General features: G+C 63.4%; 13 protein-coding genes and 2 pseudogenes. 5 read left to right on the top strand and 10 right to left on the bottom strand.

The window, feature by feature from the left end; genetic code table 11:
* The 8 genes and pseudogenes from QOL79_RS17400 to QOL79_RS17365 form a co-directional block, all read right to left on the bottom strand.
* Window positions 1–270, bottom strand: a pseudogene (locus tag QOL79_RS17400) (integrase core domain-containing protein); the annotation flags it as partial.
* Window positions 271–282: 12 nt separating this feature from the next.
* On the bottom strand, window positions 283–1800 hold the full coding sequence (gene tnpC, locus QOL79_RS17395; protein WP_054588696.1) for an IS66 family transposase: 1518 nt from the start codon (window positions 1798–1800) through the stop codon (window positions 283–285).
* 31 nt (window positions 1801–1831) lie between these two features.
* Entirely contained in the window at window positions 1832–2188 is a 357-nt protein-coding gene (tnpB, locus tag QOL79_RS17390; RefSeq protein ID WP_039575394.1) for an IS66 family insertion sequence element accessory protein TnpB, read from the bottom strand.
* Entirely contained in the window at window positions 2185–2628 is a 444-nt protein-coding gene (gene tnpA, locus QOL79_RS17385; RefSeq protein ID WP_052208271.1) for an IS66-like element accessory protein TnpA, read from the bottom strand. Before tnpA ends, tnpB begins: the two co-directional genes overlap by 4 nt.
* Before the next feature lie 86 nt (window positions 2629–2714).
* Window positions 2715–3401 (bottom strand): annotated as a pseudogene (locus QOL79_RS17380) (DDE-type integrase/transposase/recombinase); the annotation flags it as partial.
* Between the two features lie 98 nt (window positions 3402–3499).
* Entirely contained in the window at window positions 3500–4177 is a 678-nt protein-coding gene (locus QOL79_RS17375) for a TetR/AcrR family transcriptional regulator (RefSeq protein WP_039575391.1), read from the bottom strand.
* 171 nt (window positions 4178–4348) lie between these two features.
* Window positions 4349–5962 carry a long-chain fatty acid--CoA ligase gene (locus tag QOL79_RS17370; RefSeq protein ID WP_137865749.1) on the bottom strand — a complete coding sequence of 538 codons (1614 nt, stop codon included), beginning with the start codon at window positions 5960–5962 and terminating at the stop codon, window positions 4349–4351.
* A 214-nt stretch (window positions 5963–6176) separates the two neighbouring features.
* Window positions 6177–7190, bottom strand: coding sequence for a serine hydrolase domain-containing protein (locus QOL79_RS17365; protein ID WP_052208266.1), 1014 nt, complete (start codon window positions 7188–7190; stop codon window positions 6177–6179).
* 133 nt (window positions 7191–7323) lie between these two features.
* Here QOL79_RS17365 and QOL79_RS17360 point away from each other — a divergent pair, with 133 nt between their 5' ends.
* From QOL79_RS17360 to QOL79_RS17340, 5 genes are all read left to right on the top strand, one after another.
* Window positions 7324–8064, top strand: coding sequence for a GntR family transcriptional regulator (locus tag QOL79_RS17360; RefSeq protein ID WP_052208263.1), 741 nt, complete (start codon window positions 7324–7326; stop codon window positions 8062–8064).
* The gene (locus QOL79_RS17355; RefSeq protein WP_054588695.1) at window positions 8061–9365 is read left to right on the top strand and encodes a hypothetical protein; all 1305 of its coding nucleotides are present in this window, start codon (window positions 8061–8063) and stop codon (window positions 9363–9365) included. Before QOL79_RS17360 ends, QOL79_RS17355 begins: the two co-directional genes overlap by 4 nt.
* A 277-nt stretch (window positions 9366–9642) precedes the next feature.
* Window positions 9643–11709, top strand: coding sequence for a TonB-dependent receptor (locus tag QOL79_RS17350; protein ID WP_176473446.1), 2067 nt, complete (start codon window positions 9643–9645; stop codon window positions 11707–11709).
* A gap of 55 nt (window positions 11710–11764) precedes the next feature.
* Window positions 11765–13312 carry a carboxylesterase/lipase family protein gene (locus QOL79_RS17345; protein WP_054588693.1) on the top strand — a complete coding sequence of 516 codons (1548 nt, stop codon included), beginning with the start codon at window positions 11765–11767 and terminating at the stop codon, window positions 13310–13312.
* Window positions 13313–13373: 61 nt separating this feature from the next.
* Window positions 13374–14606 carry a serine hydrolase domain-containing protein gene (locus QOL79_RS17340; protein WP_136173728.1) on the top strand — a complete coding sequence of 411 codons (1233 nt, stop codon included), beginning with the start codon at window positions 13374–13376 and terminating at the stop codon, window positions 14604–14606.
* 285 nt (window positions 14607–14891) lie between these two features.
* Here the strand turns inward: QOL79_RS17340 and QOL79_RS17335 are convergent, their stop codons facing one another.
* Both QOL79_RS17335 and QOL79_RS17330 read right to left on the bottom strand, forming a co-directional pair.
* Window positions 14892–15302 (bottom strand): hotdog fold thioesterase, encoded by a 411-nt coding sequence (locus tag QOL79_RS17335; protein WP_054588691.1) that lies wholly within the window; start codon window positions 15300–15302, stop codon window positions 14892–14894.
* Window positions 15299–16177: an alpha/beta fold hydrolase gene (locus QOL79_RS17330; protein ID WP_039575377.1), complete on the bottom strand. Its 879-nt coding sequence runs from the start codon at window positions 16175–16177 to the stop codon at window positions 15299–15301. Before QOL79_RS17330 ends, QOL79_RS17335 begins: the two co-directional genes overlap by 4 nt.
* Window positions 16178–16221: the final 44 nt, after the last annotated feature.

Here is a 16221-nt window from a genome sequence, read left to right as displayed (position 1 = left end):
GGTGTTTAGTCCCAGCATGTGATGGTGTGGCTCCATATTGAAGATATCCGGCTTGGATTTCCAGAGTTCTTCGATGGCCTCATAGGGTGTCTTGAAGCGCAGTGCCTTCAACTGCTTGGCAAAGTTGTAAGCGACCAACCAGTCGCGGACATGGCGGCGCAGCTCGTTGATCGACGTGTAATGGAAAGATTTGACGGTGGCCTCCTTGATGGTGCGCACCATCCTTTCGGCCTGACCGTTGGTCCATGGGTGATAGGGTTTGGTGAGGCGTAACCGGTGTTTTCAGGCTACGACGGTCCATGGCATGAGATCACCGACGCTGTTGGCGGGATAACCGTTGGCGAGGCTGGTGAGGGTTTCGGTCAGCCATTGGTGGGGGTTGATGGTGCTGAGCTTGCAACATTCGATGAGCGTGGCGATCACCGCCCAGTTGTCGCCGCCCTCGTCGGAACCGGCAAACAGGGCATTTTTGCGATTGCGAGCCAGCGGCCTGATCGATCGTTCGACGGTATTGGAGTCGAGGTCGATGCGACCGTCATCGATGAAGCGTGAGAGGCCGTCCCAGCGGGTGAGTGCGTAGCGGATCGCTTCGCCGAGCTTGCTCTTGGCGCTGACCTGGCGGCCACGGGCGGCAAGATATTGGTGAAGATCGTCGATGATGACGCGGCTGCGTCCGGCCCGAGCGGCACGACGCTGCTCGGCCGAGAGGCCGCGCACATCGTCCTCGATGGCGTAAAGCAAGGCGATGCGGCGCAGCACCTCGGTAGCGACCGGGGATGTATCAGCCAGTTCGTAGAATTTGCGACGCACATGCGCCCAGCAGAAAGCGAGCCTGATCTGCTGGCGCCGCCGGGGGAGCGCGGCGTAGCCGCCATAGCCATCGACCTGTAGGATGCCCGCAAAATCACCAAGATGGAACTGGGGACGCTCGGCCTTGCGATCTGGCGCATAGACATAGGCGACGATCGGCGGATCGCAGCCGCCCCATGGTCGGTCGTCGCGGGCATAGGCCCAGAGCTGGCCGGTCTTGGTCCGCCCGCGTCCGGGATCGAGCACCGGGGCGGTCGTCTCGTCGGCGAACAGCCGCTCGGATCGTCGTAGCTCGTCGAGAATGTGGTCACGCAAGGGGCGCAGATACCAGGCCGCTCGCCCGACCCAGTCGGCCAAAGTGGATCGGTCGAGCCGGATGCCCTGCCGGGCGTATATCTGGGCCTGCCGGTAAAGCGGCAGGTGATCGGCATACTTGGATACCAGCACCTGGGCGATCAGTGCCTCGGTCGGAATGCCGCCCTCAATGATCCGCGCCGGCGCCGGCGGCTGCACGATCGCGCTCTCGCACGAACGGCAGCCATAACGCGGCCGCCGGGTGACCACGACGCGGAAGGTGGTCGGCACCACATCGAGGCGCTCGGCGACATCCTCGCCGACCTGGTGGAGGGCGCCGCCGCAGCAGGGGCAAGCATTGCTCTCGACGTCAACGATCTGTTCGATCCGCTCGAGATGCGCGGGCAGCGAACCGCGGTTGGTCTTGCGCACAGGATCACTGCGAGGCCGTCCGGCCTTCGCTTCGCTGGCGGCCTCGGCTTCCGCGAGCGCCGTCTCGGCATCCTCAAGGCCCAGCTGCAACTGATCCTGATCGAGCTGCTCGGAACGGCGGCCGAACCGATGACGCCGAAAAGCCTCGATGATCGCCCTCAGGCGTTCGGCTTCCGCGTCGGCACTCTCGAGCTTGCGGGCCTGTTCGAGGACGAGCGCGCGTAACGCGTCAACATCGTCCGGCAGGTCCGCTTCCATGAGCATGGGAGCAGTGAATCAGTCTGGGAACGCCCCGTCAACAGGCAATCTGCGGGGCCTGCGGGCGGCGCCCGCCATGCACCCGGCGCCAATCCAGACCCTCCAGAAGCGCGCCGAGTTGCGCTGAGGTCACACGCATCACGCCGTCCTGGATGCCCGGCCACCGGAAGCCGCCGGACTCCAGCTTCTTGGCCATCAGGCACAGGCCAGTGCCGTCCCACCAGACCAGCTTGATCCGGTCAGCACGCTTTGCCCGGAACACGTAGATCACGCCTGAATATGGGTCGCCGCCATACTCGGCGCCGACCAGCGCGGCCAGGGCGTCAGGTCCCTTGCGAAAATCCACCGGACGCGTCGCCACCATCACGCGCGCGCCAGCGCCAGGTCCGATCATCGCGTTGCCTTGAGTGCTTCAATCACCGCTGCGATCACAGCCGCATCGGCCCCGCGTCCGATCTTCACCGCCACGCCGTCAATCTCCAGCTCGACAGCACTGACTGTGGGACGCCGACGGCGACGGCCGCGCCTGGCGACAGGGGCTGGATCACCCGAAGGGAGCGGTTCGATCACCGCCGGCACGAACGCAGGCGTCGCTGGAAGCGTCAGCCCTTGGTCCTCCAGCTTCTTGCGCAGATCCCGGCGCCAAGCGAATAGTTGCGACGGAGCAAGCCCATGACGGCGCGCCACCGCGCAGGCCGTCTCCTGACCCGAATAGCTCTCCGCGACGATCGACGCCTTTACCTCAGGCGACCACTCCCGACGCTGGCCCGCACCTGTGAAAACCTCAAAACGCCGAACCACGCTGGTGCCAGCATCATCACATGTCATCATCATAGCATCAGCATCCTCCAGCCTGATCGGGCTAGCGAAAATCGACGCCACGCTTCACTCCCGCAAGGTGGCAGGGAAACACCGGTTACGGTGAGGCGATGCTCGATGCCGTTCTGCTCGCAGACACGGCCGAAGATATGGCCGATCCATCCCAGTGTGCCGCCCTGGTCACGCTGCACGAACTGCACGCCGTTGTCGGTCAGGATGGTGTGGATCCTGTAGGGAACCGTCTTGATCAGCACGCGCAGGAAGGCTGCCGCGGCGAGCTTGGTCGCCCGTCGATAGATGCGGGCGAACACCAGCTTCGAGGTGCGGTCCACCGCGACATAGAGGAATCCTTTGCCGCCTTCGTAGCGCAGTTCGGCGATATCGATGTGGAAATAGCCGATCTCGTACTTCTTGAACTTCTTCGGCTTCTCGCGATCCGCCTTCGGCAATCGGCTGATCCCGTGCCGCTGCAGGCAGCGGTGAAGCGACGAGCGCGTCAGGTTCGGGATCACGTCCTTCAACGCGATGAAGACGTCATCGAGCGGCAGCCGGGCCTGCACCCTGAGCGCCACGATCGCGGCTTCTTCCATCGGCGACAGCACGGTGCTGCGCCGTTCCTTCGGCCCCACCGGCATGTCCTCGACCGACGGCCGGCTGCGCCACTTGATCACCGTCTTCTCGTTGATCCCGTACCGCTTCGCGAGCTGCGCGACCGGAGCTTGCGATCGCTGTAGCTCCGCTCGAACGGCGTGCGTGGTCTTGGCGCTGCCGTGTAGAAGCTGGCCCATAATCCCTCCCGCTGTGACGATGACAAGCTTACACCATCACATGCTGGGACTAAACACCTAGTCGTGACAACTGCCCAGCCCGAGATGAAGCGGGAATGTTATGGATGGCTCCCCTTCTGGGAGGGGCGGCAGCCGTACACAAATAGATCCACAGCTTGCCTCATTCGGGCTGAAGAGGTTTCATTGTGACTGGTCACTCCCACTCCAAGAGCGGCCCGACGAAAAGGTGACAAAATGACGCTGGATATAAACTGCTCCGCAGCAAAATTCGCGTCTGACACCCTGATTTCTCCCCTCTCCTCGGCTTTGCGCAAAACCTCTGCCACCAATCTCGTCGTGCGTCCTACGCCGAATTCGTAAAGGTTTCGCGCTAAAGCGGGAAAACGTGCAGCCTCAGCCATTACAACGCGTTCCAACGCGACATGAATGTCGGTAAGCATCCAGGATAGCAGTTCATCGGACAGCTCTTCAAGCTCGGGCCGAACGTCGCCATGTTCGGGAACGTGCTGTTCGAGGAAGGAGAGCCGATCCTCGATTTCCCTGAGTATTACCGCCTCGAAAAGCAGCTTTTTGCTCCCGTAACGGGCGTACAAAGTGCGCTTGGAGATGCCTGCTTTTGCAGCAATCCGTTCCGCCGTTGAACGACCGAATCCGTCGGCAAAGAAGACATCGCGGGCGACACGGAGAATTTTCCTCGAAAGTGCTTGCGAGGCTTGTCGAGTAGGCCTCCCTGTTCGTCCGGAAGCTTGTTCTTTGGTTTTTTGGGTCGACGTCATGCCTCATCTTGGCCATACCTTGTCCGCGCTGCAAGCGTAGAGCGCTTTGCATTGTATAGCCCGCCCCCGCGAGATTGCCCGGGCTTATGCAAGACCCACGAGGCCCGCTGAACTTTGCCTGCCTGAAAGGATCGCTGCCGTTCGCAGGGAATGGACGCAGTGTGATCTCATCTAGGCGAGTTGGTTACGATACGCTTCGCGTAAGGCCTTTTTGTCGATCTTTCCCGTTGCAGTGAGCGGTACTGTCGCGAACAGGATGTCGTCCGGCAGCCACCAACGAACAACCTTCGTCTCCAGATGCGCGCGAATTGCGTCGGCTGTGACGGCTTGACCTTCATGCGTTTCAATCACGAGAAGGGGTCGCTCTTCCCATTTTGGATGATATACGCCAACGACCGCGGCGACCCGGACGCCGGGGTACCCAACCGCCGCATTCTCGATATCAATCGAGCTGATCCATTCGCCCCCGGACTTGATCACGTCTTTCGCGCGGTCGGTCAGCCGGAGAAAGCCGAAGCGATCGATCGTACCTATGTCCCCGGTGTCGAACCAGCCATCGCTCCCGGCGCCCTCAAAATCGGGGAAATAGCGATCGACGACCCACGGTCCGCGGACCTGGAGCGCACCCGCCTGCTCACCGTCCCAGGGGAGCGGCGTGCCATCGCCGTCGATAATGCGCAGTTCGATGCCAAATTGCATGCGACCCTGCTTCGTCAGCAGGAGATCGTTCGCGAAATCCTCGCCTTCGGCCATCAGGAGCGGGGAGGGCGTCGAAATCACGCCGAGAGGATTGGTTTCGGTCATGCCCCAGAGCTGGAGCACAGTGACACCATATTTGGCGCGGAATGTCTCGGCCATCGCCCGCGGGACGGCCGAGCCGCCAATCACGAGGCGCTTGAGATTGCCGACCCCCGTCCCCGTGGTGTCGAGATGAGCGAGGTACATGGTCCAGATCGTGGGCACACCGCCCGAAAAGGTGACGCCCTCTTCGTTGATCAGATCGGCGAGACTGGCACCGTCCATCCTGTCGCAAGGAAGCACTAGCTTGCAGCCGTTAATCGCTGCCGTGAACGGAAGTCCCCATGCCGTCGCATGATACATGGACGAGCAGGGCATGATGACATCAAAAGCGCTGAACCCGAAGGCACTGCTCAGACCGGCCGCCATCCCGTGGAGAACGATTGATCGGTGGCTGTATAGGACGCCCTTGGGGTCGCCCGTCGTCCCCGAAGTGTAGCAAAGAAATGCGGCTGCCTTTTCATCGAAGCTCGGCCAGGTGAGGGCCCCGTCCTGGCGTGCCAGCAACGCTTCATAGTTCAACGCGTCAGCAACATCTGGCGCGGTCGCTCCGCGATCCGCGAGAAGGACATAACGCTCGATACCTGGAAGGAGAGGGCGCAGCCGTGCGACGAGCTCGGCTAGATTGGGCTCGAAGAAGAGAATGCGGCTGCCTGCATGAGCGATAGTAAAGGCGATTTGCTCGTCGCTGAGACGCGGGTTGGCAGTGTGCAATACAGCGCCCATGCCCGGCGCCGCATAGAAGAGTTCGAGGTGGCGGTGCGTGTTCCAGGCGAGCGACGAGACGCGGTCGCCCGTTGCAATCCCGAGGACACCAAGGGCCTGCGCAGCCTGACGCGCACGCTGATCGCAGCGGTGCCAGTCATACCGCCAAACCGGCTCATCGACAGCCTTCGAGACGATCTCCCTCTCGCCGTGCGCGCGCGCGGCATATTCCAATATTCCGCTGATCAGCAGCGGCGCGTCCTGCATCAATCCCCGTAACATGCTGCATCCTTCTTCGCCCCACTGCGGCGTCGCGTGCAAGGTTCCGCCCCTCGGGTATGATTGCCGCGCGGGCTGTCAATAACCGTCATCATTTTGGTCCAGCGGCAAACTCCACGTGCCGCGTTTCCATTCGGCCAGCAATTCTCAATGATCATATTGCAGCGGCACGGCCTAGGTTCGATCGGCCCCGACATGTTTTCGGCCGCGTTTCAAATTAGTCACTCGCCGCTTTCAGCAACAGTGACAGGAACCGCCAATCGGACCAATCGCCTTTTTCCCCCGCCGCCAAAGCCGCCAGATCGAGTTTCGCCTGCCTAACGATTGTAAGCCGAAGCGACGGAATGATATAGAGGCGTTGATCGCCCGCGCCGGCGGCGACGACCATATCCGCCGGGAGTTCGTTGGCATGACTGGTGATATCGGTGGACCGGGTAACAATATCGACAGCCGGCGTGCTACGGGGCAACCACCAGGTGAGACCGTAGGCCGGATTGGCCTGGCTACCCTTGAACAGCTCGGCGAACGCCAGTTCATCGACAAGCGGCTTGCCGTCGAGCTTCCCACCGCCGCGGACGAACTCGCCGATCTTCGCCCACTCGGACGCTGCCAGCACGAGGCCCTGCGGCATGAGCGGTGCGCCATCGGGGCCGCTGCGCCAACTGCCTATGGTAACCCCAAGCGGAGTGAGAATGCGCCGCTCCACATAATGGCGAGCGTTGCCGTCTTGGCCCTTGGCAACGAGCTTGCGCCGCATGATCTCTCCAAAGATTTGCATCGGGGCGGGACCATATTGGAATTTGCTGCCCGGCGCCGCCGTGAGCGGTGCCTTCACCGAGTCCAGATACCCTTGGGCCCTGCCGACGGTCGATGCCTGGCCGCCCGTCATCGACAGCAATTGCCGAAGCGTGATCTGTTCCTTTTTGGGGTCGCCCCTCCATTCAGCGAGTGTCTCCGATGCCCGCTCGTCGAGGGTTAGAAGTCCATCCTGTGCGCCCGCCGCCGCCATCAGCCCGACAAGGCTCTTGGTGCCCGACCAGAGTTCCTGCGGCGTCGCGATGTCTGCCGATCGGCAGCGCACTTTGCCATCTTCAAGTATCAGCAGCGCAACGCCGGAATTAGCCTCAGAATAGGCGATCGCTTCGGCACAGCCGGGAAGAGGGGCGGGTTCGCCTGCCGCGGCTGGCTGTGCCGCAACCGCGGCTGCGAAAAAGAGGATGGTGCGCTTCAAGATCCGACTCCGATTTTCCGATGCTTGTCATTCTCCATATTATCGATAATAAATTCATTCGCAATCATCGATTGCTCGTGTGCGCTGCCCGATTAGGATGGCGCCGCGAGCAGGGAAAGCCGAACGGAGAGACATGGCCGCGACGAAGACCGACGACGACAGCGCGCCGACGCAGGACCGCGTGATCGCGCGCCTTTTGACCGACGACATCGTCGAATGGCGGATTCCGCCCGGATCGTGGCTGCGCGAGCGCGAAATCGCCGCGCGCTTCGGAGTGAGCCATGCGCCGGTGCGCGAGGCGTTCCGGCATCTCGCGCGGATCGGGCTTGTCAAGGTCGTGCCGTGGCGCGGCACCTATGTGATCGATATCGACGAGCATGCTGCGAACGAGGTCTATGAACTGTGGAAATCGCTGTTCGGCGTCGTTTGTCGCCTTGCGGCCGCCGAAATGACCGACCGCGACGGGCGCGAACTGATGCACCGGCTTGTCGAATATAAGGATGTCACCCAGCGCACCGACAATACGTTCGAGCATATCAAGGTCTCGAACCGCATCGGTCGCTTTATCGCCAAACGCAGCAATGCGCCGCTCGCGCTCGAGCTCCTCGATCGGGTCGCGCTGCTCGCGCGCTGGCAGCACAATGTCTATACTGACAGCTATATCGAGACGCATGGCAACGAGGCGGCGAAGCGATCGGCCATCCTCTACGACGCGCTTTGCCGCCATATCGTCGCGCGCGATGGCGATGCCGCCGATGCGGTGGCGCGCGATCTGATCGGGGTTACTCAGAATAGTTTTGGGCGCGCACTCGAGGAATATAAGGCCCGCCACGCAAAGCCTAAGCCCAGCCGCCGCCGCGCAAAAGTGACATGAGCCGTCTCCCGACCGACCGCCGCACCTTGCTTAAGGCGGGCCTCGCGGCGCCGATCGCATTGCAGGTTGACTCCGCTGCCGCTGTATCCCTGGATTTGACCATGTTCGGCCCCGGACGCCTCTTCGCCGACGTCCAAAGCTATGCCGAGGCCGGCAACAAGCAGTCGGGCGGCGCGGGCGATCGCTGGACCGCCGACTGGACAGCGAAGCGGCTGTTCAGTGCCGGATTCGAAGTGGATCGCCAGACGTTTGACGTGCCTTGGTTCGAGGCGTCGCATTGCGAACTTACGCTCGGCGACCACACGATACCGCTCGTCGCACAGCCGCTCGCCGTCGAAACCGGCGAGGCCGGTCTCGCTGCGCCGCTGCGCCTCGCAGAAATCCCTGAACGCCTCGACGGCGCGATCGCCGTCGTGCGCCTGCCTTTCCGCCGCTGGTCGAGCCTCGTAGATCGTGCAGTGCGCGAGCCGCTCGCCGATGCGCTTGCGCGCGGTGCGAACGGGGTCATTCTCATTACGACTGGGCCGACGGGCGAGGCCTTGCTCCTCAATGTCCCGGCCGGTCATCCTGTATCGGACAAGCCACTTGCCTTGCTCGCGCCGCGACTCGCCGCCCCGGTGATTGAAGCCGCGCGCCACGGTGCCGCGGCGAAATTAGCGCTTCGCGGGCGCGGTGGGATTCGGGCAGCGCAGAATATAATCGGGCGACGCGTTCGCTCCGGTCGCCCTTGGCTCGTCGTCTCTACGCCGCGTTCAGGCTGGACCGATTGCGCCGGCGAGCGGGGGCCGGGTATCGCGATGTGGCTCGCGCTTGCCGACTGGATGCCCCGAGCGTTTCCGCAACACAGCCTGCTCTTCCTGTGCAACAGCGGGCATGAATATGAGAATCTCGGTGCGAGCCATATCGCCGACAAGGTGGGTCCAGCCCCCGGCGAGACCGCTTTCTGGTTTCATCTCGGCGCCAATGCGGCAGCACGTGACTATCAGGAAATGCCGGGGCGCTTGCTGCCGCTGCCAAGCGCCGATCCCTATCGTTTTCTCATGACATCGCCCGAATTCGTGACGTGTGCGCGCGAGATATTCAAAGGCCAGCCGGGGTTGGAAATGGCCTATCCTTCGGCGGAAGGCACAGCGGGCGAACTCTCGGAAGTGATAAAGGCCGGCTACGTGCGTCATGCCGGCATCTTTGGCGCACACCGTCATCACCACGCTGTGACCGACGATTTATCGACGGTCACACCTGACCCCCTTGCCGCTACGGCGCGGGGCGTCCGCGACCTGCTGAGCGCCGTCGTCTCTTAGACCAGCGAACCACCTGCAAAGACATTGCGCTTTCCGGCTTGACTTGCCGACGGTTTTGCACAAAATTATCGATAATAATTGCGATAACAAGATGGGGAGAGTGACCATGGGACGCAGAGCGAACCTTCTTTTCTGCACGGCCGCGATTTGGGTAGCCGTCGCTCCGCCTGCTTTCGCTCAAGACGCACCGTCCGAAGCTCTTCCGGACGCGGCTGAAGCGGATGATGATGGCGCCATAGTCGTAACGGCGCGCCGCCGCGAAGAGCGGCTGGCCGATGTGCCGACCGCGGCGTCGGTCATCGATATCACGTCGCTCACCGATCGCGGCGGCGCCACGGGCAGCGGCGAACTCCTCGCCGATCAGCCAAGCGTTCGCTTCAACAATCTGAACTCGTCCGTCACGTCGGAGATCTCGATCCGCGCTTCGTCGACCGCGCGTGCCACCAATGGCGACCCGAGCGTCGGGCTCTATCGCAACGGTGCCTATATCGCCGGCGGTCCGGTGGGCGGTCGCAACTTCACGCGGCTCGACCTGCTCGACATCGGCCGCGTCGAGGTTCTGCGCGGGACGCAGGGCGCGCTGTACGGCCGCAACGCGGTCGGCGGCGCGATCAATATCATCTCGGCCGAGCCCGAATTCGATCTCTCGGGCTGGGCGAGCGCGCGCTATGGCTTCGAGAACAACAGCTTCCAGACGCAGGGCGCGATCAATGTCCCGCTCGCCGATGGCCTGGCGATCCGCATCAGCGGCGATCTCGTCGAGCAGGACAAGGGCTTCTTCTACAATCCCGACAACGACGTCTATTTCGACCAGCAGAAGGGCCACGGACTGCGCGGCCAGATCCGGCTGAAGCGCGGGCCGGTCGACGCGATCATCACGGCCGAGACCCAGCGGCTGACCACGCCGACGATCCATTACCAGATATCCATTCCCGCGGGCACGCCAGGCTTTCCCGGCGGTTATACGCAGGATCGCTTTCGCTACCCCTGGAACACCGCGCCGCGCGCCAGCCAGGACGTGGACGGCCTTCAGGCGCTCGTCCGCGTGGATCTGGGCGGTGCCGACCTGACGTCGACAACCTCCTTTCGCAAGCGCACGTCCGAATATGATCTCGACAATGACGCGATCAGCCCCGCCGAGCTGGCGCGTGCGCGCGCCGCGGGGCAGATCGGCGCTCTCACGCCGCTCGATGCCAGCACCGCGTCCTACGTCGTCGACACGACCGACAATTTTTCGCAGGATATTCATGTCAGCGGGGCGAGCGATCGCTTCACATGGCTGGTCGGCGCCGAAATGCTGTTGCTCGACAGCGATTTCTCGGTGGCGACGACGCGCACGCCGACGCTCGCCAATCCGTCGCCGGGCAATATCGCGCCCGCGCGGCTGCATTTCGAAAGCTATGCGGCCTATGGCTCGCTCGGTTTCGACATCACCGACAGCCTCAACCTGACCGGCGAACTGCGCTATACCCGCGACAGCCGGAGCATCTCGGCGCGGCTTTACGATTTGGGGACTGGCCTGCCCACCGGCGGGCCATCGCGGATCATCGACGACAGCATCAACGCCGACAATCTCTCCTACAATGCGACCCTCTCGTACAAGCTCACGTCGAACATCCTCGCCTATGGCAAGGTCGGCAGCAGCTATCGGGCCGGCGGGTTCAACACGCGCCTCTCCGATCCGCGCGCGCCGAGTCCTGTGCAGGTGCTGTTCGGCAACGAAAACAGCACGTCTTACGAAGTCGGCATCAAGGGCAGTCCGATCCGCCGCGGCTATTTCGCAATCGCGGGCTATTACACCGAGCTTGAAGACCTGATCGCGCAGGTCGACGATGGCTGCGCGCTCACCAATCCGGCGTGCCCGATCGCCGCGGTCGCCTATCTAACCAACGCAGGCGATGCGAAAAGCTGGGGTATCGAGGCCGAATATAGCCAGGGCTTCGATCTCGGCGAAGGCAATGGCCGCCTCGCCTTGAGTGGCTCGCGGCAAGAGGGCAAGGTCAAGAGCGGCCGCTATGACGGGCTGGACCTTGCGCAGGTTCCCGACTGGCTCGCCTCGGCCAACCTCAATCTGCGCTACCCGGTCACCAAGGATGTCGCGCTGACCAGCAATGTCCTGATCAGTGGTCAATGGGGCGGCAAACAGGAGCTGACAGCGACCTCGGTCGACCTCGATGATTATGTCCTCGTCAATCTTCGGGTCGGCGTCGACTTCGGCAAGATCAGCGTCAGCGCGTTCGCGAACAACGTCTTCGACAAGGTTTATTTCGTCGCGCAGGCGCCGACGATCAACCGGTACAGCCAGCCTCGCGTCGTCGGCGTCGAAGGACGCATTTCTTTCTAGGTCGCGCTCCCGTCCGCGGCCTCCAGCCGCTGGTCGGGAAGGGTAGGAGGGCGCAATGCGGCATTTGGTGATGGCAGCACTGTTCGGTGCCGCGATGCTGACCGGATCGGTGTCTGTCGCGGCGGCGGAGACGGCCCCCGCGGCGACAATCGCGCAGGGGCGCCTTGCGGGCGCGCGCACGGGGGACGTCGAGCGCTTCCTTGATATTCCTTTCGCCGCCGCACCGGTCGGCGCTCTTCGCTGGCGGGCGCCGCAGGCACCGCCGCGCTGGCGGGGCGTCCGCGATGCCGCAAAACTCGGCCCGGCTTGTCCGCAGACGGTGCGCCCCGCACTTGTCGCGGGCGGGGTAGCCGAGCATCAGTCTGAGGATTGCCTCCAGCTGAACATCTGGCGCCCGGCGGGGGCGCGAAAGCTGCCAGTGATGGTCTGGATCCATGGCGGCGCCCATGTGGTCGGTTCGGGCACCTTCCCGGTTTTCGACGGCACCGCCTTCGCGCGGCAAGGTGTGGTTTTGGTGACGATCAACTATCGGTTGGGCGCGCTCGGTTATTTCGCCCATCCCGCGCTCAGCGCGGCCAAGCCGCGCGGCGAGGCGCTCGCCAATTACGGCCTGATGGACCAATTGGCCGCCCTGCGGTGGGTGAAGAAAAATATCGCCGCATTTGGTGGCGATCCGCGCCAGATCACCTTGTTCGGCGAATCCGCCGGGGCGATCGGAGTGACGACGATCCTTGCCCAGCCCGAAGCCAAAGGCCTGTTCGCCAAGGCGATCGTTCAGTCGGGCGTTGGTCTCCTCGATCCGCGCCCGCTTGGCGAGCAAGAAGCGCTAGGCGCGGCGTTGGCAGCGCGCGCAGGTGCGCCGCCTTCAGCATCGCTCGACGCGCTTCGCGCGCTGCCCGCCGCCGCGCTCGTTGCCGCTGGCGAGGTCCGGACGCCGGGCGCGATGACCGGCCCCATCCTCGACGGCGACCTGGTACGCGAAGCGCCTTGGCGCGTCTTTGCGCGTAGCGAGCCGATCGACGTTCCGCTCCTCGTCGGCGCGAACAGCAACGAGGCGAGCGTCATCCTTGCCATGGGCGTGCCGCCATCCCCCGCGCTCGCCTATCTAGGGCGCGACCAGGCGGCGGGCCGGGCCGCCTATGGCATGGGGCTGGCCGATGATGAACTGGCGCGCCAGGTGTTGGGCGACGCCTGGTTCGTCGCCCCGGCGCGCTGGCTCGCGGCCCGGACGGCGGGAGGGGCGCCTTCGTATCTCTATCATTTCGACTATGTCGCAGCGGCGCGGCGCGACCGCGCCAAGGGCGCCGCGCACGGGTCTGAAATCCCCTATCTGTTCGGGACGCTCGACTATTTCGCGTCGGTCGCCGGCGCCGTCGGTGACGAGGATCGCCGCTTCGGCGAAGGCATCGCCGCCTGCTGGGTTGGCTTCGCCAAGACGGGCGTTCCTGGCTGCGCACTCGTTCGCGACTGGCCGCGTTACGATGCGGCAAGCGACCGTCTCGCAAAATTTGCGCCCGAGTCTGGCGTCGTCGCCGGCTTTCGCAAGGCGCAGCTCGACCATCTGCTCAATGTTCACTTCGGGAACGGCCAGCCCAGGCCCTAGCCCGTCCGGCCGCGCTAGGCCCTCCGTTTCGACGATGTGCAACGAAGCTGGGAGAGAGAAAATGGCTGGAAGAACGAAATGGATGTGGCTTGCCGCTGGTGCGGCGATGGCTGGGGCTGCGGCCTTTGCGGCGCAGGGCGGGTTCGGGGGCAACGGCGGCGGCGAGGCGCGTCCCATGGTGCAGCTTCCGCCTGCGGCGCCCGCTGCTAAAGCGTCGACGTCGGCGGCATCGGCGCCCGCGGCCGCCAGCCTTTCGGCCACCGTCGGCGGTTATACCTATGACTGGACCGCGTTACAGTCGGCAATCGACGCTGATACCGAGGTCGATAACGGCTATTTCATCGTCGGGAATGCTTCGGATCCCGACTATCTCTTCGCTTACGAGAAGGGCAGCTTTGGTATCGATCGGGTGACCCCGCTTGCGTCGGCCTCCAAATGGTTCGCCGGCGCGCTGGGGATGCGCATGGTGCAGGCTGGCATCGCGACGCTCGACGATCCGATGCGGCCGCCGCTTGCCTTCTGGACCACGATCGGAACGAAGAAGGATGTCCAACTCAAGCATGCGCTGTCGATGACGTCGGGCTTCAATGCGAGCCCGCTCGTTGGCGGCTGTCAGCTGCTTCCGGCCATGACGCTCTACAATTGCGCGAAGAGCATCCACGATTTGCGCTATGATATTTTGCGCCCGGGCAACGCGCCCGGCGCGCAATATAGCTATGGACCGCACGGCCTTCAGGTCGCCGCTGCCTATCTGGAGGCAAAGGATATAAGCATCGCGCCCGGCACGTCACCGGCACGCCAGCGCAATTTTCACGAACTGTTCGCGCAGCATGTGACGACCCCGCTCGGGATGACGAGCACGACCTGGTATGACCCTGCGGGAAGCGCTCCCACCAACCCGTGGGTCGCGGGCGGCGCCTATTCGACGCCGCGCGACTATGCGAAACTTCTGCGTGCCTTCCTTGGCGGCAGCTTTATTACCGATATGACAAGCTTCACCCAGCAACGTACCGCAGGCTTGCCGCGCGTTTTCGTGCCGGCGAGCGCGGGCAATTGGGAATATGCGCTCGGCTCCTTTGTCGAATGCGACACGCCTTCGGCCTGCGCGACGTCCAAGATCAATTCCTCACCGGGTGCCTATGGTTGGACCGGCTGGATCGATCGCGAGACCGGCTATTACGCTTTGATCGCCACCGAAATATCGAGCGGAGGCGACCGGAAAGGCGTCGAGCTCGAACAGGTCATGCAGGATCTGATCGAGGATGCGATCGCGAATCGCACCCCGGCGCCCTGACCTGACCCAGCAGTCTAGTCACGCAGCACAGGAGAACTTGATCTCCATGCGCTGCGTGGCTGGCCTGTCGGACTAGGCAAAGTCGACGGCTCAAAGGCGAGCGGCCAAACCCGCGTGTGACCGGCAGGGAGCCGATTTGACTGAATGGCCGATGCGCGGCCGTCCGGTCGTGGGTTCGGCCTAGGGACACGTCGCCAAAAAGCGTGTCGCTGCCGCCACTGCCTCGGCTCCGAAAGCTGCTGGGCATGCATCTGGCCGCGCAGATTGGCTCGCCTCGGGCGGTTATCAGGCGACGTAGGCCCCTCTACCACTCGCCACCAAGGTTCCGTCTGCGGCTAGGATCCGGGTAGCCGCGACGCTTATCTGCCGCCCTAATTTCACCGGGCTGCCGATCGCGCGAAGCGGCCCCAGCTTGGCCGGTCGGTGAAAATCCACATGGAGGTCCGCCGTCGCCCGCGCAGCACCCCCCATCGCGATGATCGTATAGAGGCCGGTCAGATCGATCAAAGCCGATACGATGCCACCATGCGCCGCGCCGACCGTCGGATTTGAGATGATTTCGTCTCGCCAAGGCATGGAGATCACCAACTCGTTGGCGCCGACCTCAGCGATGCTGAGCCCGAGCCAGCGGTGAAAAGGGGCCAGCGCCAATAGGTCACGTAATTCCTCAAGCCCCGGGACGGCGGGGGCATTCATGATTTCATTTCCGCTTCATGGATGCCGAGCAAAAACTCTAGGATCGATTGCCCGAAAGCGTCGTTCTCGTCCCCCACCACCATATGAGTCGCATTCGCAATGTCGCTATACGCCATATGAGGGACAAGGCCCTGGAAATGCTTGACGGCTTCCAGCGAGACGAGATCGCTTGACCCGCCGCGGATCAGATGCACCGGCAAGGTCAAGCAGGCAGCGGCCGCGCTGAGCTCGGTGCGGCCATGGTCGCTGGAAACGCCGCCGCCCTGCTGCGTCACTCTTTCGATGAAGGCGGGGTCCCAGTGCCAATAGAAGCGTTCATCGTCCTTGCGGCGCAGATAGTGTGCTAGCCCGGCCGAAGCCTTCCGGCTGGGGCGATGGGGCAGATAGTCGGCAATGACCTGTGCGGCCTCTTCCACCGACGCAAAACCATCGCGCGCATGCGCCGCCATGAAACCGACCACGCGGGCGACGCCGCTCGGTTCCATCTGAGGTGTGACGTCGACCAGCGTCAGCGATCCGAAACTTCCCGGTGCGCATTTTCCCTCGGCGATGATCCCGGCCAGGCCACCAAGAGACGCGCCAATCAGCGCCGGTTTGCTCGCCGTCGCCGCAGCGATCTCGACGAGATCGGCCGCAAAATCGGAGATATCATAGGCTCCGTCGCTGGCCCATGCACTCTCGCCGTGCCCGCGCATATCGACTGCGATGGTCCGGAAACCATGGCTCGCGAGCCGGTGGGCTACCGCCCTCCATGCCCTTCGGGTCTGTCCGCCGCCGTGCGCGAGGATTACCGGTAATCCGAGTTCCGGGCCATCAACCGACGCTGCGATTTCATGGCCCGCTTTCCCGGCAAGCGTGATCGACTGATCAATCATTCCACGATCATACTATATCATATCTTACAGTAAAGGGTTTTCAG

It is taken from the genome of Sphingopyxis sp. Geo48 (genome assembly GCF_949769155.1).
GTDB lineage: Bacteria > Pseudomonadota > Alphaproteobacteria > Sphingomonadales > Sphingomonadaceae > Sphingopyxis.
This window is presented reverse-complemented; position numbering and strand designations above follow the sequence as displayed.